Below are 19,463 nucleotides of genomic sequence, written 5' to 3' on the forward strand. Positions count from 1 at the left end.
CGCCGGCTTGCTGGGCCTGCTCGGAGGCGGCGCGCAGCAGGCGCTCGGCGTCGTTCTGGGCCCGCTGCAGGGCGGCCTCGGCGGCGGCCTGGGCCTCGCCGCGGGCGGCGTCCACGTCGGCGGCGGTCTGGGCGCGGGCGTGGTCGGAGAGGGCGACGGCCTCCGCACGGGCGGCGGCGACCATCCGCTCGGCCTCGGCGCGGGCGTCCTGGAGCAGCCGCTGGGCCTCCTGCTCGGAGCCGGCCCGGGTCTGCTCGGCCCAGCCGTTGACGTGCTGCTCGGCGGAGCGGCGCAGCTCGGCGAGCTCGTCCTCCAGCTGGCGGCGACGGGCGGCGAGGTCGGCTTCCAGCCGGGCGGTGCGCTCGGCGGCCTCGGCCATGATCCGCTGGGTGGCGGCCTGGGAGTCGCGCAGCTGGCGCTCGGCGTCGGCGCGCAGCTGCTGGGCCTGCATCTCGGCGGTGCGGAGCATCTGCTCGGCCTGGCCGGAGACGGCGTCGAAGGCGCGCGGCTGGGCCAGCATCCGGCGGGACTCGTGCAGTTTCGCCCGCAGGACCTCCACCTGGTAGGCGAGGTCTTCGGCATGCTCGACTGCCTTGTCGCGCTCCTTCCGAGTCCGACCCATCTCGGCCTCGAACTGGGAGAGGTGATCGTCAGCCTCGTAGCGGTCGTTGCCCCGCACTCCGCGGTCCCATCCATCTCCTGGTCGCGTCCTCGACCCGGCCGGTTCCGGGCTCCGGTATCCCGGGCGCCGGTCCGACTGGTCCTTGCATCCGCAGCCGGTGGACGGTCCCCCGCCATGCCGGGGCCGCCCGCCGCGGTCGTCGGAATCCGGGGCGCGGGAGCGCGGGGGTGCCGCGTTCCCCCGTCCGAGTGGACTCCTGGGCGAACTCTTGCCTTGTGGAGAATGGTGACAGATCCGTCTTGCGACTGTTCAGCCGTGCCCGCGTAATGGACTCCCCTTGCGACGGGCCGACCGCCGGAGGGCGGACAGGCCTGTCTTCGGCCGTGCCCGTCGCCTCCGTCCCCCGGAGCCTTCGCGCACCTGGGCATTGTAGTGGGAGCGCACTGCGGGGGAATGGCCGCAGGGGTGTTTTCCGGCTCTTCCCGCCAGGTTACTGACGGGTCATGACCGACGGACCGTCGGCTGCCCCCGGGACGCCGCGCGCCCGGGGGCGGGCCGGGAGGGGGTCAGTGCCCGTCGTGGCCCTGCTGCGCGGAGGTGACCAGCTCGGTCAGCACGCCGCCGCAGTCCTTGGGGTGCAGGAAGGTGATCCGCGAACCCATCGAGCCGATCCGCGGCTGGTCGTAGAGGACCCGGACGCCCTTGTCCCGGATGGCCTCGGAGTCGCCGTCCACGTCGGCGGTGCCGAAGGCGATGTGGTGCACGCCCTCGCCGTTCTTCTCCAGCCACTTGGCCACGGTGGAGTCGGGCCGGGTGGGCTCCAGCAGCTGGAGGTACGAGGCGCCGCCGTCGTCGGTGCCGTTGATCCGGAGCATGGCCTCGCGGACGCCCTGCTCCTCGTTGACCTCGGAGTGGAAGACCTCGAAACCGTAGGTGGCGCGGTAGAACTCGACCGTCTTGTCGAGGTCTCGGCAGGCGATGCCGATGTGGTCGATGCGGGTCAGCACGACGGCCTCCGGGAGGTGGGGAGAAGGTGGTGGGGCTAAAGGTGCACCCAGTGCAGCGCATGGCCCGCGACGGGCGCCAGTGCCGGGCGTGCGAGCCTGCTCACACGGCGGGCTGCCCGGCGGACGGCCCGCGGGCGGTTCACCCGGAGCGGGTCGGCACGGTGTTGACTGGATGGTGCCAGTGCGCTCGATCACACCGTCGCTCCGGTGACGGGCGGGTAACGGGTCAGTACATTGAGCGCATCCTCACCTGGCCACGACGTGCGAAGGGGCCCGTCCCATGACCAACACCACCTCTGTGATCGTTGCCGGTGCGCGGACCCCGATGGGTCGCCTGCTGGGTTCCCTCAAGGGCTTCTCCGGCGCCGACCTCGGCGCCGTCGCGATCAAGGCGGCCCTGGAGCGGGCCGGGATCACCGGCGAGCAGGTCCAGTACGTGATCATGGGCCAGGTGCTCCAGGCCGGCGCCGGCCAGATCCCGGCCCGCCAGGCCGCCGTCAAGGCCGGCATCCCGATGAACGTCCCGGCGCTGACCGTCAACAAGGTCTGCCTCTCCGGCCTCGACGCCATCGCGCTCGCCGACCAGCTGATCCGGGCCGGCGAGTTCGACATCGTGGTGGCCGGCGGCCAGGAGTCGATGACCAACGCCCCGCACCTGCTGCCGAAGTCCCGCGAGGGCTTCAAGTACGGCGCGATCGCGATGCTCGACGCGATGGCCCACGACGGCCTCACCGACGCCTACGAGAACATCCCGATGGGCGAGTCCACCGAGAAGCACAACACCCGCCTGGGCATCCCGCGCGAGGCGCAGGACGAGATCGCCGCCGCCTCCCACCAGCGGGCCGCCAAGGCGCAGGCCGACGGGGTCTTCGACGCCGAGATCGTCCCGGTCGCCATCCCGCAGCGCAAGGGCGAGCCGGTGCTGTTCAGCCAGGACGAGGGCATCCGCGCGGACACCACCGTCGAGGGCCTGGCCAAGCTGCGCCCGGCCTTCACCAAGGACGGCACGATCACCGCCGGCACCTCCTCGCAGATCTCCGACGGCGCCGCCGCCGTGGTCGTGATGAGCAAGGCCAAGGCCGAGGAGCTGGGCCTGAGCTGGATCGCCGAGATCGGCGCGCACGGCAACGTGGCCGGCCCGGACAACTCGCTCCAGTCGCAGCCGTCCAACGCGATCAGGCACGCGCTGGCCAAGGAGGGCCTGGAGGTCGCCGACCTCGACCTGATCGAGATCAACGAGGCCTTCGCGGCCGTCGCCCACCAGTCGATGAAGGACCTGGGCGTCACCTCCGACATCGTCAACGTCAACGGCGGCGCCATCGCGCTCGGCCACCCGATCGGGATGTCCGGCGCCCGCGTGGTGCTGACCCTGGCGCTGGAGCTGCAGCGCCGCGGCGGCGGGGTGGGCGCGGCCGCGCTGTGCGGTGGCGGCGGCCAGGGCGACGCGCTGATCGTGCGCGTCCCGAAGGCCTGACCGGCTCAGACACGCCAGGGCTGCGGACCGCCGGTGGCGGTCCGCAGCCCCTTCGGCATCCGCGCAAGGAGCTCCTGATGATCGATGTCGCCACGCTGGTCGAGCAGGCCCGGGAGGGCCGGCCGCGGGCGGTCGCCCGGCTGATCACGCTGGTCGAGAACGCCGCGCCGCAGCTGCGGGAGGCGATGGCCGCGCTCGCGCCGTACACCGGGCGGGCGTACACGGTGGGCCTGACCGGCTCGCCCGGGGTCGGCAAGTCGACCTCCACCTCGGCGCTGGTCTCCGCCTACCGGCGGCTCGGCAAGCGGGTCGGGGTGCTGGCCGTCGACCCGTCCTCGCCGTTCTCCGGCGGCGCGCTGCTGGGCGACCGGGTCCGGATGCAGGACCACGCGACCGACCCCGAGGTGTTCATCCGCTCGATGGCCACCCGCGGCCACCTCGGCGGGCTCTCCTGGGCGGCGCCGCAGGCGCTGCGGGTGCTGGACGCGGCCAGCTGCGAGGTGATCCTGGTGGAGACCGTCGGGGTGGGCCAGTCCGAGGTCGAGGTCGCCGCCCAGGCCGACACCACCGTGGTGCTGCTGGCCCCCGGGATGGGCGACGGCATCCAGGCCGCCAAGGCCGGGATCCTGGAGATCGGCGACGTCTTCGTGGTCAACAAGGCCGACCGGGACGGCGCCGACGCCACCGCGCGGGAGCTCAACCACATGCTGGGCCTCGGCGAGGCGCGGGAGGCGGGGGACTGGCGTCCGCCGATCGTCAAGACCGTCGCGGCCCGCGGCGAGGGCGTGGACGAGGTGGTCGAGGCGCTGGAGAAGCACCGCGCCTGGCTGGAGGAGCACGGCGAGCTCGCCGCGCGGCGCCGCCGCCGGGCCGCCGAGGAGATCGAGGCGATCGCGCTGGCCGAGCTGCGCGCCCGGATCGGCGACCTGCGCGGGGACCGGCACCTGGCCGTCCTCGCCGAACGCGTCGCCGAGGGCGCCCTGGACCCGTACGGCGCCGCCGACGAGCTGGTCGCCGGACTGACCCGCGGCTGACCCGGGCCGGGCGCGCGGGCCCGCGAACCGTTTCCGCCCCGCCGCGATCGGATCGCGGCGGGGCGGAGTGGTGCGTGGGGTGCTACGGCTTGCCGCGCAGGCCGCGGAGGTGTTCGGCGACGGGGGCGAGGGCCTGGTACATGTCGTCGAGCTGCTCCGGGGTGAAGCGGTCGATGAAGTGGGCCCGGACGCTGCGCACGTGGTCGGGGGCGACCCGCTGCATGGTCTCCCAGCCGTGTTCGGTGAGGTGGGCGTAGAGGCCGCGGCGGTCGCCGGGGCACTCCTGGCGCAGCACCAGGCCGGCGTTCTCCATCCGGGTGATCTGGTGGGAGAGGCGGCTCTTCGACTGGAGGGTGGCGGTCGCGAGGTCGGTCATCCGCATCCGGCGGTCCGGGGCCTCGGAGAGCACGACCAGGATCTCGTAGTCGTTGATCGCGAGGTTGTGCGGCTGGAGTTCGCGGCTGAGCTGGTAGTCCAGCAGCTTGGCGACCTCCAGATGGGCGCGCCACATCCGCTGCTCCCTGGCGGTCAGCCAGGGAGTCTCCTCCTCGGGCTGCGACGGAGGGGTGTCCGCGGTCTCGATCGTGTGCGTATCCATGCCCTCTAGCATAGCCGATTTAGTTCAATCTTGTACAAGTTTACAGACCGAAACGTCGTCCGAGGTCGCCCAGGTTACCGAGCCCGGGGATGTTGGGGTTGCCGCCGCCGTGTCCGGCCGTGCCCGGCTGGGACGGCACGCCGCCCACCGGGACGCCCGCCTCGGCGTCGACCGCTCCGACCGACCGCTCCGCCATCAGCTTCTCGCTCGACTGCAGCAGCACCTGGCCGGCGCCGATGAACTCGAACTGGTGCTCCTCGCCGGAGGCCCCGCCGATGCCGGTCAGCCGGCGCAGGCCGCCGATCAGCCCGTGCATGTAGTCGTGGTCGTAGTGGTGGCACGGCGCCGGGCAGTCCGCCCAGCCGACCAGCGCCTGCGGGTCCACCCGGATCGGCGGCTCGACGAAGTGCACCGGGCCGTTGGAGGCGGCGACGAAGCGGCCGGTGCCGATCAGGGTCAGGAAGCCCGGGATGATCGACTGCTTGAGCCGCAGCGTCGGGTCGAAGGCCAGCAGGTTGCCGGAGCGGACGGTCAGGTTGCCCTCGTCCAGGTCGTACGAGTTGAGGTCGAACGCCCGGTCGGCCAGCAGCAGTTTGCCGCGGCCCTCGGCGACCACCCAGTCCGCCGCGTGCATCGGCGAGTTGAAGTGCTGGCCGAGCACCCGGTCGACCGCCCCGGCGCCGACGCCCTTGAAGGTGATGTCGCCGTAGTAGGCGACCATCTTGCCCTTCTGGAGGAAGTAGGAGCCGTTCAGGTCGACCGAGAAGGCGTACGGGTTGACGTTGTCGCCGGCCGGCAGGCTGTGGGCGTCCCACACCACCGGCCCGGTGCCGCCGTGGCCGGTCGGCAGCGGGGCCAGTGGGCCGCCGAACTGCTCCTGGGCGTACGGCTGTTGCTGGCCGTACGGCTGCTGGGGCGGCTGCTGGTACTGCTGCTGGGGCTGGTGGCCGGGCGGGGGCGGCGGGTAGCCCTGCGGCGGGGGCGGCGGGTACCCGCCGGGCTGCGGGTAGCCCGGCTGCGGGCCGTACCCCGGCGGGGGCGGCGGGGCCGCGAAGCCGGGCTGGGTCGGCTGGTTGTGCGGCGAACCGTACGGGGGCTGCGGCGGGTAGGACATCAGAGCTTCTCCTCGCTCGCCTGGACGTACACCGCGCCCTGCCCGGACAGTTCCAGCTGGAACGCCTCGCCCGAGCCGCGGCCGATCATGTCGCGCCAACCCAGCGCCGTGGAGAGCTTGTTGCGCACGTCGCCGCGGTGCGCCACGTACGCCTGGGGGTCGACGTGCACCGACTGGCCGGGGGTGATCGGCAGCTCGAAGACGCCGCCGTGGGCCATCACCGCGACCGAGCCCTGGCCCTCCAGCTTGGTGGTGAACAGGCCCTGCCCGGTGACCTGGCCGCGGACCATGCCCATCACCCCGCCCTGCGAGCCCATGAACATGGTGGACTGCCGCAGCGTGCCCTCGAAGGCGAGCAGCCGGTCCGCCTCGACGTACAGGGTGTCGCCGAACAGGTCGATCACGTGGACGTGGTGGCCGCCGTGGCCGAACATCACCCGGCCCTGGCCCTCGACGGTCATCAGCGGGGTGTCCTCGTTGGCCACCCGGCGGCCGATCATCGACATCACGCCGCCCTGCCCGCCGGTGATGTTCGGCGTGAAGCGGACGTCGCCGCTGTACGCGAGCATCGCGCCGCGCTGGCTGAACAGCCGCTGCCCGGGCACCACCTGGGCTTCGACCATCTTCCCGTTGATCTTCGTGAAGCCCATCAGACGTCGCCCCCGATGGTGGCCTTCTCGGAGGGCTGGACGTACACCAGGCCCTCGCCGGTGAACTCGATCTGGACGGCCTCGCCGCCGCCCTCGCCGATGATCGTGGTCCAGCCCGCGCCCGACTTCAGGCTGCGCTGCAGGGTGCCGGTGTGCGCCACGTACGCGCCCGGGTCCACCCGCAGCGGCATGCTCTTGTCGACCCGCAGGATGACGGCCGGGCCGTTGGAGGTGACGGCCGCCCAGCCGTGGCCCTCCACCTTGGTGGTGAACAGGCCGTTGCCCGAGGACATGCCGTTCAGCCCGGTGAAGCTGGTGCCGGTGTGCAGGGCGGACTCGGTGCAGAGCAGGTTGTCCGACTCGACGTACAGCGTCTCGCCGTTCAGCCGCACCAGGCTGATCTCGGTGGCCTTGTCGGCGAAGTAGCAGGTGCCCTGCCCCTTCACTTCCATGACCGTCATCTTCTCGCCGGTCAGCCGGCGGGTGACCATGCCGCGCAGGCCGTCCCCGCCGCCGGTCAACTTCTTGAAGGCCATCTGCCCGGTGTAGGCGACCATCGAGCCGTGTCGCGCCTTGACGGCGTCGCCGCCCAAGTCGACGGCGAGCACGCGCGATCCCTGGAGTCTGAACTGTGCCACGGCCGCAATCTAGCCGCTGCGGCCGTGGCGCGGGGAGGGTGCGTGGGCCGACTGGTACCGGTCTGGGACAAACGCGCCGGTCACGCCCGGCGCACGCGCCCCGGTCAGGCCCGGGCGTGCGCCCCCTGTCCGGGGCTCGGAACGGTGCCGGCCGCCTGCTCGACCTCCAGCAGCGAGGCCGAGTGGCGCTCCGCCTCGAAGGCCACCACGCCGCCGCGCAGCCCGAACAGGCGCTTGGAGAGCATGATCCAGAGCACCGCCGCGATGTTCAGCACCAGGGTGCAGATCTTCAGCGCGCTGACGTGGTGGCTCAGCTCGTAGCCCTCCAACGGCAGGAAGGCCGCGGTGGCGACCACCGTCAGGTACTCGGCCCAGCGCTTGTTCAGCCAGAGGCCGACCGCCTCGACGATCTCGATCACCGCGTAGGCGATCAGCGCGCCCGCGACGATCAGCAGGGTGCTCTTCTTGAAGTCGAAGGTCTTGCGGATGGTCTCGACGATCGGGGCGTGTTCGAGGTCCCAGTGGAAGTGGTCGGTGACCGGCCTGAACACCGTGAGGTTCTCGTCGAAGACCCGGTGCACCGCGTCCTGGCTGTTGGAGAACTTCCACACGGCCCAGGCGACCACGATGATCAGCAGTCCGCGCAGCACCCGCTCGACGGCCAGGAAGCGCAGGATGAACAGGTCCCGCAGCGCCTTGCCGCGCGGCACCAGCGGCGCTTCGTCGGCCGGGCCGGAGCCGTGCGGGGCGCCCAGCGCGAAGTCGCCGCAGCGCAGGCAGCGCCAGGCGTCGCCGAGGGCGGTGGACGCGTGCAGCCGGGAGGCCAGCTCCGGCTCCGTCGGCGCGTAGGTGGTGTGGCCGCGCTTGGCGCAGGTCCTGCGGTCCCAGTCGCGCTTGAACATGTGGTGAGTACCCCCCGTGTGCGATGCCTCGGCGCCCGGATCGGTGGGCGCGCGGGCAGCAGGATAGGGGTTCCGGGTGACGGGCGGTCGCGCTCGGTGGCGTTCCGGCACAGAGCTGTGACAGGGCGGGCGGGCGCCGGACGGGCTCCGGGGAGGCGCCGGGCCGGCCGCTGTGAGATGGGGCACGGTGGCCACCCCCGGCCGGGGTCCCGTCCGTGGGCTCGGCGATAATGGGCCGGAATGCTTGTGAGTCGCTTCACAAGCGAGCCCGCGCCGCCGACCCCCCATATCGAGGTATCCATCGTGAACAGCAGCGCCGTCCACCGCCTGCGCCTGGTCTCCGGCCCCGAAGGGGTCTCCTTCATCCTGCTGCTGATCTGCTCGGTGCTGAAGCGGACGACCTCGTTCGACGCCGTCCCGGTGATGGGCATGGTGCACGGCGTCCTGTTCATCCTGTACGTGGTCTTCTGGATCCAGGCCTGGCAGGCGCAGAAGTGGGACGCCAAGCGCGGCGTCCTGATGTTCGTGCTCGCGGTGCTGCCCACCGGCGGCTTCTTCGCCGAGCGGATGCTGGCCAAGGAGGAGCGGGGCGAGCTGAAGCCCGCCACCGCCTGAGCCGGCCGCCCGGGCCCCCGCTCGGGCTCCGGCCTCCTCGTGGACGGTCGACAGGCTGCCACGGCCTCCTCTCCCAAAGGGCCGCGGCAGCCTGTCGCCGTTTCTTACCGGGGGTGGCTCGATTTCCTACCGGTTGCTACCGGTTCCTACCGGGGGTGGCGCGGGTCAGCTGACGTTGACGCCGCTCCAGGCCGCCGCGACCGCGTTGTACTCGGTGCTGGAGGCGCCGTACAGGTCGGTGGCGGCCTTCAGGGTCGCGGTGCGGGCGGCCTTGTAGTTGGTGGTGGAGGTCATGTAGACGGTCAGCGCGCGGTACCAGATCGCCGCCGCCTTGTCCCGGCCGATGCCGGTCACCGTCGAGCCGTTGGAGGTCGGGCTGTTGTAGCTGACCCCGTTGATGACCTTCGCCCCGCTGCCCTCGGCGAGCAGGTAGAAGAAGTGGTTGGCGACGCCCGAGGAGTAGTGGACGTCCTTGTTGCCGACCGTGGAGGACCAGTAGTCGGCCGAGGCGCCGTCCTTGGAGGGCTTGTCCATGTAGCGCAGCGGCGTGCCGTTGCCGTTGATGTTGAGCTTCTCGCCGATCAGGTAGTCGCCCGGGTCGACCGCGAGGTTGGCGGACCACTCGACCATGGTGCCGAAGATGTCCGAGGTGGCCTCGTTGAGGCCGCCGGACTCACCGGAGTAGTTGAGGTTCGCGGTGGCGGAGGTGACGCCGTGGCTCATCTCGTGGCCGGACACGTCGATCGCGGTCAGCGGGTGGGTGTTGCCGGAGCCGTCGCCGTACGTCATGCAGAAGCAGGAGTCGTCCCAGAACGCGTTGACGTAGTTGGTGCTGTAGTGGACCCGGCTCGCAGCGCCGACGCCGTTGTTCTTGATGCCGTTGCGGCCGAAGGTGTTCTTGTAGTAGTCCCAGGTGGCCGCCGCGCCGAACTGGGCGTCCACGGCGGCGGATTCGCGGTTGGAGGCCAGGCCGTTGCCGAAGCTGTTGGTGGTGTTGGCGACGAGCGTGCCGCTGCCCGAGGTGCCGCCCTTGAGGTCGGTGGTGGACTGGTTGCCCCGGGAGGCGTCCTTCAGCTGGTAGGAGCTGCCGCTCTGGGTGGTGGTGAGCGAGACGCTGCCGACGTTGACGCCCTTGCCGGTGCCGGTGGCGGTCTTCACCTGCTCGTCGGTGGAGAGCACCTGGCCGGTGGCGGCGTCGGTGACGACCACCTGGCGGCTCGGGGTGCCGTCCGCGCGCTGGCCCTCGACCGTGGTGCGGTGGGCCAGTCGCGGGGTGCCGTCGGCGGCCCAGACGACCAGCTCGGGCGCGCCGGCGCCGTCGACCCGGCTGAGCGCGGCCTCCTCCTGGTCGGCGGCGCCGACCGTGGCCCGCACGGCGGCGGTGGCCTTCTCGGCGGCCTGGGGCGCGGCGAGGCCCGGGGTCAGGCTGGGCACGGACAGCTGTCCGGCGAAGGCCCGGTCGACGGACTTCACCGAGCCGTCGGCCTTCTGGTGGACGACCAGGTCGCCGCCGAGCACCGGCAGGCCCGCGTAGGTCCGGTCGTACCGCAGGTGGCGGGTGCCGTCCTTGTCCACCACCACGTCCTTGGGCACCAGCTTCTCCTGGCCGCCGAGGGCGAGCGCCTGGGCGACCGGGGCGCTCTGCCCGGAGGCCAGCGCGAGCAGCGCGGACTGCTGCTGGGCCGGGGAGGGGGCGGCGGCCTGGGCGGGGACGGCGGCGATCTGGATGACGCCGGCCAGCAGTGCGGTGGCGGAGAGTACGGCTCCGACAGTCAGCTTTCGCTTCACGTGCGGGGGTTCCTTCCACGAGACCCGCGGGTGCGTGCGGGTGCGCCGCGTACCGGGGCGCCGGGGTTGGCACCTTGGGGGCGGTAGGGCGCGGACGTGCCGGTCCCGTGCGGTACCTGACGATCCGCCGGAAACGGGTGGGGCGGCGGATGGTCGGACGGGACTTGGTCAGAAGCATGACAATCGTTGGCAGGGATGGACAGGGCGCCTACCGGGATTGGCCAAGAACCGCCAGTGCCGGTACGGATGGTTCGGTTGCCGCCCGTTGCCCGGTTTCGGCGGTTCGTCCCCCTGGCGGGACTCCGCCAGCCGGACGGCCTTGACAGCCCCGGGCGGCTCGGGCGGCCCCGGACGGTCTCGACGGTCCGGGACGGCCCGGGCTGCCGCCCGGAACGGCGGACGCCCGGGCCCTCCTGCCGGAGGCCCCGGGCGTCCGACGCGCCTGTGCGGTACGTCAGTTGACGTTGACGGCGGCCCAGGTCGCGGCGACGGCGCTGTACTCGGCGCTGGAGGCGCCGTACAGGTCGGCGGCGGCCTTCAGGGTGCCGGTGCGGGCGCCCGCGTAGTTGGTGGTGGAGGTGAAGTAGGTGGTCAGCGCGCGGTACCAGATCTGTGCGGCCTTGTCCCGGCCGATGCCCGCGAGCGTGGAGCCGTTGGAGGTCGGGCTGTTGTAGCTGACGCCGTTGATGGTCTTCGCGCCGCTGCCCTCGGCGAGCAGGTAGAAGAAGTGGTTGGCGACGCCCGAGGAGTAGTGGACGTCCTTGTTGCCGACCGTGGAGGACCAGTAGTCGGCCGAGGCGCCGTCCTTGGACGGCTTGTCCATGTAGCGCAGCGGGGTGCCGTCCCCGTTGATGTTGATCAACTCGCCGATCAGGTAGTCCGGCTTGTCGGAGGGCAGGTTGGCGTAGAACTCGACCATCGTGCCGAAGATGTCCGAGGTGGCCTCGTTCAGGCCGCCGGACTCGCCCGAGTAGTTGAGGTTGGCGGTGGCGGAGGTGACGCCGTGGCTCATCTCGTGGCCGGCCACGTCGAGTTCGGTGAGCGGGTGGGTGTTGCCGCTGCCGTCGCCGTACGTCATGCAGAAGCAGGAGTCGTCCCAGAACGCGTTCACGTAGTTGGAACCGTAGTGGACCCGGCTGGTGGCGCCGACGCCGTTGTTCTTGATGCCGTTGCGGCCGAAGGTGTTCTTGTAGAAGTCCCAGGTGACCGCCGCACCGTACTGGGCGTCCACGGCGGCGGACTCGCTGTTGGAGGACAGGCCGTTGCCGAAGCTGTTGGTCGTGTTGGCGACCAGGGTGCCCGAGCCGGAGGTCTTGCCCTTCAGGGTGTACGTGGCCTGGCCGCCGCGGGTCGCGTCCTTGAGCTGGTAGCTCGAACCGCTCTGGGTGGTGGTCAGCGGGACGGAGCCGACGAAGACGCCCTTGCCGGTGCCGGCGGCGGTCCGCACCTGCTCGTGGCTGGAGAGCACCTCGCCGCTCGCCGCGTCGGTGACCAGCAGCTGGCGGCTCGGGGTGCCGTCGGCGCGCTCGCCCTCGACCGTGGTGCGGTACGCCAGGCGCGGGCTGCCGTCGGTGGCCCACACGACCAGCTCGGCCTTGCCGGTCTGGTGCACGGCGGTCAGCGGGGACTCGTCCTTGTCGGCGGCGATGCCCACGGTGGACTGCACGGCGCCGGTCGCCTGGTCGGCGGCCTTGTCGGCGGGGATCTGCGGGGTGAGGCTCGGCAGGGCGATGGTGGCGCCGGTGGCCTTGTCCACCGAGGTGGTCGAGCCGTCGGCCTTCTGGTGCACCACCAGGTCGCCGCCCAGGACGGGGAGGCCGGCGAAGGTGCGCTCGTAGCGCAGGTGGCGGGTGCCGTCGGCGTCCACCACGGCGTCCTTGGCCACCAGTTGCTCCTGGCCGCCCAGGGCCAGGGCGTGCGCGACCTTGCCGGCCTGGCCGTTGGCCAGGGCGATCAGGTCGGCGCGCTGCTTCGCGCCCTGGGACTGCGGGGCGGGGTCCGCGACGGCTGCGGTGCTCACCTGGACGACACCGGTGAGCAGGGCGGTGGCGGAGAGTACGGCGACTGCGGCGAGCTTTCGCTTCACGAACGAGTCCTTCCGGAAAACCGCGAGCGGGCGCGGTCGCGCGGCGTTCCGGGGGCCGGGGACGGCACCTGAGGGGCGGAACGGGCGCTGACGTGCGGGCCCCGTGCGGACTGAGCGGCTTCGCCACCGGTGGGTGGGGGTGGTGGCTGCCGAACGGGGTTGATCGAAAGCATGACAATCGAGCAAATCAAATGACAGGTCTTGCTCATGAATTGGCCAAGTCCCGCCACGGCGGAGGAATGTGAACGGATGGACAAAAGGGGCAAATCGTCCTGGTTTGCAGCGGGTTACCGTCCGAACCGACGCCTGGTGGCGCGGCGCCGGGCCGCTCCGGGGCCAACCCCGGTGCGCCGGCGGCCCGTTGCCGCGCGTTCACACCGGCGCAATGTCCTGGTATGGACCTGGCCGTCCGATTGGCGGGTTCCCGCCACGTGTTGCGCTTGTCCACCATCAGGACGCCTGGTAGCACACGTCCCGTCCGCCGGTACGGTAAGGAGGTGGCCAAGCCCCTCGCTCTCGACTTCGACCCGATCGCCCGCGCCGACGAGCTGTGGACCCGCCGTTGGGGCGGGGTCCCCTCGATGGCGGCGATCACCTCGGTCATGCGCGCCCACCAGATCCTGCTCTCCCGGGTGGACGCGGTGCTCAAGCCGTACGGGCTGACCTTCGCCCGCTACGAGGCCCTGGTGCTGCTGACCTTCAGTCGGACCGGCGAGCTCTCGCTCTCCAAGATCGGCGAGCGGCTCATGGTCCACCCGACCAGCGTCACCAACACCGTCGACCGCCTGGAGCGGGCCGGCCTGGTCGCCCGCCGCCCCAACCCGCTGGACGGCCGCGGCGTGCTGGCCGCGATCACCGGGCGCGGCCGCGAGGTGGTCGAGGAGGCGACCCGGGAGCTGATGGCGATGGAGTTCGGGCTGGAGGAGTACGACGCCGAGCAGTGCCACCAGGTGTTCGAACTGCTCAGGCCGCTGCGGATCGCGGCCGGCGACTTCGCCGAGCCGTCCGAGGGGGCTGCGAAGGGCCGGGCGTGAAGGCGGCTACCCTCGTGTGAGCGGTGCGCGGATCCGGGCGTACCGGCGGACCGTGCCGAGCGAGGCGAGGAAGATCATGAAGGCGACCCCCCTGCTGGGCTGGTACCGGGCCCTGGCCATTGCGACCGGTACGGCGCTGCTGGTGTTCTGCGGCTTCATGGTCGCGAAGTACGGCTTCGACGCGGCCAAGGACGTGACCACGTACGTCGCGATGCTGCACGGCTACCTCTACATCGGGTACTTCGTGGTGACCTTCATGCTCGGGCAGAAGCTGAAGTGGCCGATGGGCCGGCTGGTGCTCACCCTGGCGGCGGGCTGCATCCCGTTCCTCTCCTTCGTCTTCGAGCGCAAGGTGGCCCGCGAGGCCGCCGAGCAGCTCCCGGCGGGCGGCGGCGCCCGCCAGCCGGCCGGCGTCTGAGCCGCGGCCCCGAATTCCGCGAGAGCGCCCCTTCCCCGACCGGGGGAGGGGCGCTCCGGCGTTCCCGGGCCCCGTTCGGGCGGCTCCCGGAGCCCCCCGGGCCGGATCCCGGTCCCTTTCGGGGGATCGCGGGCCGTGCGGGCGGGTTGTCCATCGACAAGTACTAGGACGTCCGAGTAAATTGTTAGGACGTCCTACTAGCTGTGCCGCCCCGTCGCCGCGGCGGCCGTACGGAGCGGAGTTCGGGATCATGGACGCCGAGGAGATCGAGCGGGGCCGGCAGCGCTGGCAGCAGCGGTACGACAAGGCCCGCAAGCGCGACGCGGACTTCACCACCCTCTCCGGCGACGAGGTCGAGCCGGTCTACGGCCCGCCCGCCGGGCAGGCCTACGAGGGCTTCGAGCGGATCGGCTGGCCGGGCGAGTACCCGTACACCCGCGGTCTGCACCCGACCGGCTACCGGGGCCGCACCTGGACCATCCGCCAGTTCGCCGGCTTCGGCAACGCCCAGCAGACCAACGAGCGCTACCGGATGATCCTGGACGCGGGCGGCGGCGGCCTCTCGGTCGCCTTCGACATGCCGACCCTGATGGGCTACGACTCGGACGACCCGAAGTCGCTCGGCGAGGTCGGCCACTGCGGCGTGGCCATCGACTCGGCCGCCGACATGGAGGTGCTGTTCGACGGCATCCCGCTCGGCGGGGTCACCACCTCGATGACGATCAGCGGCCCGGCCGTGCCGGTCTTCTGCATGTACCTGGTGGCCGCCGAGCGCCAGGGCGTGGACCCGGCGGTGCTCAACGGCACCCTCCAGACGGACATCTTCAAGGAGTACATCGCGCAGAAGGAGTGGCTCTTCGCCCCCGAGCCGCACCTGCGCCTGATCGGCGACCTGATGGCCTACTGCGCCGAGGGCATCCCCGCGTACAAGCCGCTGTCGGTCTCCGGCTACCACATCCGCGAGGCCGGGGCCACGGCCGCGCAGGAGCTGGCGTACACCCTCGCGGACGGCTTCGGCTACGTCGAGCTGGGCCTGTCCCGCGGCCTGGACGTGGACGTCTTCGCGCCCGGCCTGTCCTTCTTCTTCGACGCGCACCTGGACTTCTTCGAGGAGATCGCCAAGTTCCGCGCCGCGCGCCGGATCTGGGCCCGCTGGATGCGCGAGCGCTTCGGCGCCAAGACCGACAAGGCGCAGTGGCTGCGCTTCCACACCCAGACCGCCGGCGTCTCGCTGACCGCGCAGCAGCCGTACAACAACGTGGTCCGCACCGCCGTCGAGGCGCTGGCCGCGGTGCTCGGCGGCACCAACTCGCTGCACACCAACGCCCTGGACGAGACCCTGGCGCTGCCCTCCGAGCAGGCCGCCGAGATCGCCCTGCGCACCCAGCAGGTGCTGATGGAGGAGACCGGCGTCGCCAACGTCGCCGACCCGCTGGGCGGTTCCTGGTACGTCGAGGCGCTGACCGACCGGATCGAGCAGCAGGCCGAGGCGATCTTCCAGCGGATCCTGGACAAGGGCCGGGAGGACCACGAGATCGGCCCGATCACCTCCGGCATCCTGCGCGGCATCGAGGAGGGCTGGTTCACCGGGGAGATCGCCGAGGCGGCCTTCCAGTACCAGCAGTCGGTGGAGAAGGGCGACAAGCGCGTGGTCGGCGTCAACTGCCACCCGCGCAGCGTCACCCCTGAGCTGGAGATCCTGCGGGTCAGCCACGAGGTCGAACGCGAGCAGGTCCGGGTGCTGCGGGAGCGCAAGGCGGCCCGGGACGACGCGGCCGTCCGGGCCGGGCTGGACGCCATGCTGGCGGCGGCGCGCTCGGGCGAGTCGATGATCCCGCCGATGCTGGACGCGGTGCGCGCCGAGGCGACGCTGGGCGAGATCTGCAACGCGCTGCGCGAGGAGTGGGGCACGTACCAGGAGAACGCGATGTTCTGAGGCCGACGGCCGACGCGGAGCCGCCGTACGGGATCCCGTACGGCGGCTTTGCCGTGTCTCCGGCCGGGGTGCGCTCAGCCCGCGAGCATCGGTCCGAGCAGCAGGTCGGTGAAGCGGCGGGTCCACTCCGGGGTGATCGGCTCGCCGCTGACCAGGACGCGGTGTTCGACGGTGCCCGCGATGGTGTCGAAGATGATGTCGACCTCCTCGCGGGCCGAGGTGTCGTCGGTGTCCGCCTCCAGCTCGCCGCGGGCCTGGGCGGCCGCCCGGCCCTGGCGGACCAGCCGCTTCTGCGGGTCCACGATGGCCTCGCGGATCCGCCGCCGCAGCTGCCGGTCGCGGGTGCCCTCGGCGAACAGCGCGAGCAGCGCGGCCTGGGTCTCCGGGCGGGCCAGCAGGTCGGCGAACTGGGCCACCACGGCCTCGATGTCGGCCCGCAGGCTGCCGAGGTCGGGCATCACCAGCTCGTCGAAGAGGGTGGCGACGGCGTCCACCACGAGCTCGTTCTTGGACGGCCAGCGGCGGTAGAGGGTGGTCTTGGCGACCCCGGCCCGGCTCGCCACGTGGCCCATGGTCAGTCCGCCCCAGCCGAGTTCGGCCAGGGTCTCGCGGGTGGCGTCGAGGATGGCGCGGTCGGCGGCGGCGCTGCGCGGGCGGCCCTTGGCCCGGGCGGTGCCCGCGGGCGCCGGGCAGTCCTGGTGCGTGCCCTGCGGGCTCGCTGGGGGCTGGGCGGCCGGCACCGGGCCTCCTTGCGCTCTACTGGTAAGTAACTTGGGTGGGGCTGGTAACGGTAGCGACTGTTCGTCCGTTCGGGCAGCGGGGCACCCCGGGAAAGTGGGGCAGGTCACGTCCCCGAACCACCGGAGGGGCTTGCGGCCGGGCCACCGGCTCCAGTTACGCTACGACTCGTAGCGAAAGCAGTGACAACCAGGCGCCGCGTCCCGTGGGACGGGAGCGGCGCGGGCGCGGGTGGGGATCCGCGCCGAACGGTCCAGGCTACCGGGGGAGGGGCACGGCGCCCGGGAACCCGCACCGCGCGGTCCGCGCGGGGCGACTTTCCGGAGGTTGGTGCCCGCGAGCAGCGCGGACGGGGGAGGATGGTGCCATGCAGCCACGGAATTCGCGTCTCAACAGCTCCGCCCTGCGCGGTGCGGTCGACCTCGCCGCAGTGAAGGCGGCCGGCGAAGCCGCCCAGAAGGCCGAGCAGGCCCGGGCCGAGCGGGCTCGTCAGGCGTCCGCCGCCGATGCGGACGGAGCCGCCCCCGCCCAGACCGCCCACCAGCTCGTCATCGACGTCACCGAGGACACCTTCGAGACCGAGGTCGTCCAGCGCTCCACCGAGGTGCCGGTCGTCATCGACTTCTGGGCCGAGTGGTGCGGGCCCTGCAAGCAGCTGAGCCCGGTCCTGGAGGGCCTGGCCGAGGAGTACGCCGGCCGCTTCGTGCTCGCCAAGATCGACGTCGACGCCAACCCGCTGCTCTCCCAGCAGTTCGGCATCCAGGGCATCCCGGCCGTGATGGCCGTGGTGGCCGGCCAGCTGGTGCCGCTGTTCCAGGGCGCGGAGAGCGCGGCCAACATCCGTCAGATCCTGGACCAGCTGATCCTGGTCGCCGAGCAGCGCTTCGGCGTGGCCGGCCTGGCCGGTGGCGCGGCCGCCCCGGGCGAGGCCCCGGCCGCCGCCCCGCAGCGCCCCGAGGACCCGGCGCTGTCCGCCGCGCACGACGCGCTGGACGCCGGCGACCTGGGCGGTGCCATCCAGGCCTACCGGAACGTGCTGGCCGAGCAGCCGGGCAACACCGAGGCCAAGCTGGGCCTGGCCCAGGCCGAGCTGCTGAAGCGGATCGAGGGTCTGGACCTCCAGGCCGTCCGGTCGGCGGCCGCCGCCGACCCGAAGGACGTCGGGATCCAGCTCAAGGCGGCCGACCTGGACCTGGTCGGCGGTCACGTCGAGGACGCCTTCGGGCGCCTGGTGGCCACCGTCGGGCGGACGGCCGGCGAGGACCGGGACACCGCCCGGCTGCGCCTGCTGGAGCTGTTCGAGGTGATCGGCCCGGAGGACCCGCGGGTCGTCGCGGCCCGTACGGCGCTGGCGCGCGTGCTGTTCTGAGCCCGCTCCGGGCCGGTTCCCGGTCCGTCCCGAGCCGGTTCTGAGCCCGGATCAGGTCCGCTGCCTGGCACGGCGGATGACCTGCGGTGTCGCTGGTGATTTGGCGACAATCCGGTCAACTGAACAGAGGTTTACCAAATCTTGATTTCACCCGTGGGTGGTCACCTTGTGTGACCGCCCACGGGTGTTTCGCTTGCGTTTCCGGCAGATTTCGCCGTCACGTTTCCTTCAAGACGTCACGCAGGGTGCGGACCGGGTCGATTCCATGATCAATGCCACCTGATGTTGCATTACCCGTCAGTAAGGAACCTCTTGTGCTTCGCCCGGGATTCAAGCACGATCGGCCACGCCCGGTCCCGGGCTCCACACCCCGACCCCGGTCGGCCACGCGGAGCGCGGGATCCCCACCGGGCGGTCCGTCGGCCCCGGCCGGCGGGAGGGAGGGCAGGGGGGTATCCGCGGTCCCACGGCGGTTCCTGTCCTTCGACCGGCCGCGCGGCCCTGCGCGGTCGCTGGTTGTCGCTCGGGGGTGATCGCCGATGTCGTCGGTCCTGCCCGCCGCCCCGCAAGGACGGCCGGTACTTGGACGGGAGGTCCGCTGCACGCGGGCCGCTCCCGCGTCCGACGACGCCCAAGGCGCTCTCCGCTACCGAGGACGTAGCTCTCTCCCATCCCAGGTCCCCACCGGTGCGGGACGCGCCGCCGGGGAGCCGGAGATGTACGTCCTAGAAGGAGGACTCGCATGTCCCAGACCTACGGCAAGACCCGCTGGAAGCGCTTCGCCCTGGTGATGGTGCCGAGCATCGCGGCCACCGCCGCGGTGGGCGTCTCGATCGCCAACAACGCGCTGGCGGCTTCGTTCAGCGTCTCCGGCCAGAGCTTCAAGGTCACCACGCCGGAGCTGCACGGCAGGAACTTCGCCCAGTTCGGCTCGATCGACGCGGAGTCGAACGGCACGCCGCACCCGGTCGCCGTCTCGGCCTTCGACGAGGCCACCATCAAGGGCCTCTGCCAGTCGGTGGTGACCGACCCCAACGTCATCCCCGGCCTGCCGTGGAAGCTGCCCAAGATCATCCTGCGTCTGGAGGCCGGCAACAGCGAGGACGTCAAGAAGCAGGTCTACGCCAAGAACCTGCTGATCGACCTCGACCAGCTGAACGCCGACGCCGAGTTCTCCAACATCAACATCGGCCAGGAGGCGTCGACCCTCAAGGGCGAGGCCACCCAGGGCTGGAAGTCCAAGCTCGGCGGCCTGCCGTCCGGGCAGACCGGCTTCGCCCAGGCCGCCGAGAAGGCCGACCTGTACAACGTGCAGCAGACCGCCTGGGCCACCTCGGCCGGCACCTTCAAGCTCCCGGGCCTGAAGCTCGCGCTGCACACCGACGGTTCCGGCGAGTGCTACTAGACCGTTGACGGCGGCGGGCCGGGCCCGGCCCGCCC

General features: G+C 71.9%; 17 protein-coding genes and 1 pseudogene. 8 read left to right on the forward strand and 10 right to left on the reverse strand.

Annotated features, from left to right (window positions below):
• Positions 1 to 679 (reverse strand): annotated as a pseudogene (locus AE652_RS12855) (hypothetical protein); the annotation flags it as partial.
• Positions 680 to 1,188: 509 nt separating this feature from the next.
• Complete coding sequence (gene mce, locus AE652_RS12860) at positions 1,189 to 1,629, reverse strand: methylmalonyl-CoA epimerase (RefSeq protein WP_049651447.1); 441 nt, start codon at positions 1,627 to 1,629, stop codon at positions 1,189 to 1,191.
• Positions 1,630 to 1,909: 280 nt separating this feature from the next.
• On the opposite strand from mce, the gene AE652_RS12865 reads away from it, so the two are divergent.
• Entirely contained in the window at positions 1,910 to 3,103 is a 1,194-nt protein-coding gene (locus AE652_RS12865; RefSeq protein WP_049651448.1) for an acetyl-CoA C-acetyltransferase, read from the forward strand.
• Between the two features lie 77 nt (positions 3,104 to 3,180).
• On the forward strand, positions 3,181 to 4,137 hold the full coding sequence (gene meaB / locus AE652_RS12870) for a methylmalonyl Co-A mutase-associated GTPase MeaB (protein WP_049651449.1): 957 nt from the start codon (positions 3,181 to 3,183) through the stop codon (positions 4,135 to 4,137).
• A gap of 82 nt (positions 4,138 to 4,219) precedes the next feature.
• Here the strand turns inward: meaB and AE652_RS12875 are convergent, their stop codons facing one another.
• The 5 genes from AE652_RS12875 to AE652_RS12895 all read right to left on the reverse strand — a co-directional run bounded on the left by AE652_RS12875 (position 4,220) and on the right by AE652_RS12895 (position 8,039).
• A complete protein-coding gene (locus AE652_RS12875) occupies positions 4,220 to 4,735 on the reverse strand; it encodes a MarR family winged helix-turn-helix transcriptional regulator (protein WP_049651450.1) in 516 nt (171 codons plus the stop codon).
• Between the two features lie 40 nt (positions 4,736 to 4,775).
• On the reverse strand, positions 4,776 to 5,585 hold the full coding sequence (locus AE652_RS12880) for an AIM24 family protein (RefSeq protein WP_049651462.1): 810 nt from the start codon (positions 5,583 to 5,585) through the stop codon (positions 4,776 to 4,778).
• Positions 5,586 to 5,848: 263 nt separating this feature from the next.
• Positions 5,849 to 6,499, reverse strand: coding sequence for an AIM24 family protein (locus AE652_RS12885; RefSeq protein WP_049651451.1), 651 nt, complete (start codon positions 6,497 to 6,499; stop codon positions 5,849 to 5,851).
• Positions 6,499 to 7,137 carry an AIM24 family protein gene (locus AE652_RS12890; RefSeq protein WP_074001459.1) on the reverse strand — a complete coding sequence of 213 codons (639 nt, stop codon included), beginning with the start codon at positions 7,135 to 7,137 and terminating at the stop codon, positions 6,499 to 6,501. The genes AE652_RS12885 and AE652_RS12890 overlap by 1 nt, the downstream gene beginning before the upstream one ends.
• Positions 7,138 to 7,241: 104 nt before the next feature.
• Entirely contained in the window at positions 7,242 to 8,039 is a 798-nt protein-coding gene (locus AE652_RS12895; RefSeq protein WP_049651453.1) for a DUF2127 domain-containing protein, read from the reverse strand.
• A 240-nt stretch (positions 8,040 to 8,279) separates the two neighbouring features.
• On the opposite strand from AE652_RS12895, the gene AE652_RS12900 reads away from it, so the two are divergent.
• Positions 8,280 to 8,654, forward strand: coding sequence for a DUF3817 domain-containing protein (locus tag AE652_RS12900; RefSeq protein WP_049651454.1), 375 nt, complete (start codon positions 8,280 to 8,282; stop codon positions 8,652 to 8,654).
• A 165-nt stretch (positions 8,655 to 8,819) separates the two neighbouring features.
• On the opposite strand, the gene AE652_RS12905 is transcribed toward AE652_RS12900, so the two are convergent.
• A complete protein-coding gene (locus AE652_RS12905) occupies positions 8,820 to 10,442 on the reverse strand; it encodes a M4 family metallopeptidase (RefSeq protein ID WP_049651455.1) in 1,623 nt (540 codons plus the stop codon).
• Positions 10,443 to 10,896: 454 nt separating this feature from the next.
• The gene (locus tag AE652_RS12910; protein WP_049651456.1) at positions 10,897 to 12,528 is read right to left on the reverse strand and encodes a M4 family metallopeptidase; all 1,632 of its coding nucleotides are present in this window, start codon (positions 12,526 to 12,528) and stop codon (positions 10,897 to 10,899) included.
• Positions 12,529 to 13,025: 497 nt separating this feature from the next.
• On the opposite strand from AE652_RS12910, the gene AE652_RS12915 reads away from it, so the two are divergent.
• From AE652_RS12915 to AE652_RS12925, 3 genes are all read left to right on the forward strand, one after another.
• Entirely contained in the window at positions 13,026 to 13,562 is a 537-nt protein-coding gene (locus tag AE652_RS12915; protein WP_049651457.1) for a MarR family winged helix-turn-helix transcriptional regulator, read from the forward strand.
• A gap of 76 nt (positions 13,563 to 13,638) precedes the next feature.
• Positions 13,639 to 13,980, forward strand: coding sequence for a DUF3817 domain-containing protein (locus AE652_RS12920; RefSeq protein WP_049651458.1), 342 nt, complete (start codon positions 13,639 to 13,641; stop codon positions 13,978 to 13,980).
• A 250-nt stretch (positions 13,981 to 14,230) separates the two neighbouring features.
• On the forward strand, positions 14,231 to 15,916 hold the full coding sequence (locus AE652_RS12925; RefSeq protein ID WP_049651459.1) for a methylmalonyl-CoA mutase: 1,686 nt from the start codon (positions 14,231 to 14,233) through the stop codon (positions 15,914 to 15,916).
• Positions 15,917 to 15,990: 74 nt separating this feature from the next.
• Here AE652_RS12925 and AE652_RS12930 read toward each other — a convergent pair whose 3' ends face one another.
• Positions 15,991 to 16,656 (reverse strand): TetR/AcrR family transcriptional regulator, encoded by a 666-nt coding sequence (locus AE652_RS12930; RefSeq protein ID WP_079271888.1) that lies wholly within the window; start codon positions 16,654 to 16,656, stop codon positions 15,991 to 15,993.
• A 365-nt stretch (positions 16,657 to 17,021) separates the two neighbouring features.
• On the opposite strand from AE652_RS12930, the gene AE652_RS12935 reads away from it, so the two are divergent.
• Positions 17,022 to 18,023, forward strand: coding sequence for a tetratricopeptide repeat protein (locus AE652_RS12935; RefSeq protein ID WP_049651460.1), 1,002 nt, complete (start codon positions 17,022 to 17,024; stop codon positions 18,021 to 18,023).
• A gap of 742 nt (positions 18,024 to 18,765) precedes the next feature.
• Positions 18,766 to 19,428 (forward strand): DUF6230 family protein, encoded by a 663-nt coding sequence (locus AE652_RS12940; protein WP_049651461.1) that lies wholly within the window; start codon positions 18,766 to 18,768, stop codon positions 19,426 to 19,428.
• Positions 19,429 to 19,463: the final 35 nt, after the last annotated feature.

Origin of the sequence: Kitasatospora sp. MY 5-36, assembly GCF_001182915.1 — a bacterium.
Lineage (GTDB): Bacteria > Actinomycetota > Actinomycetes > Streptomycetales > Streptomycetaceae > Kitasatospora.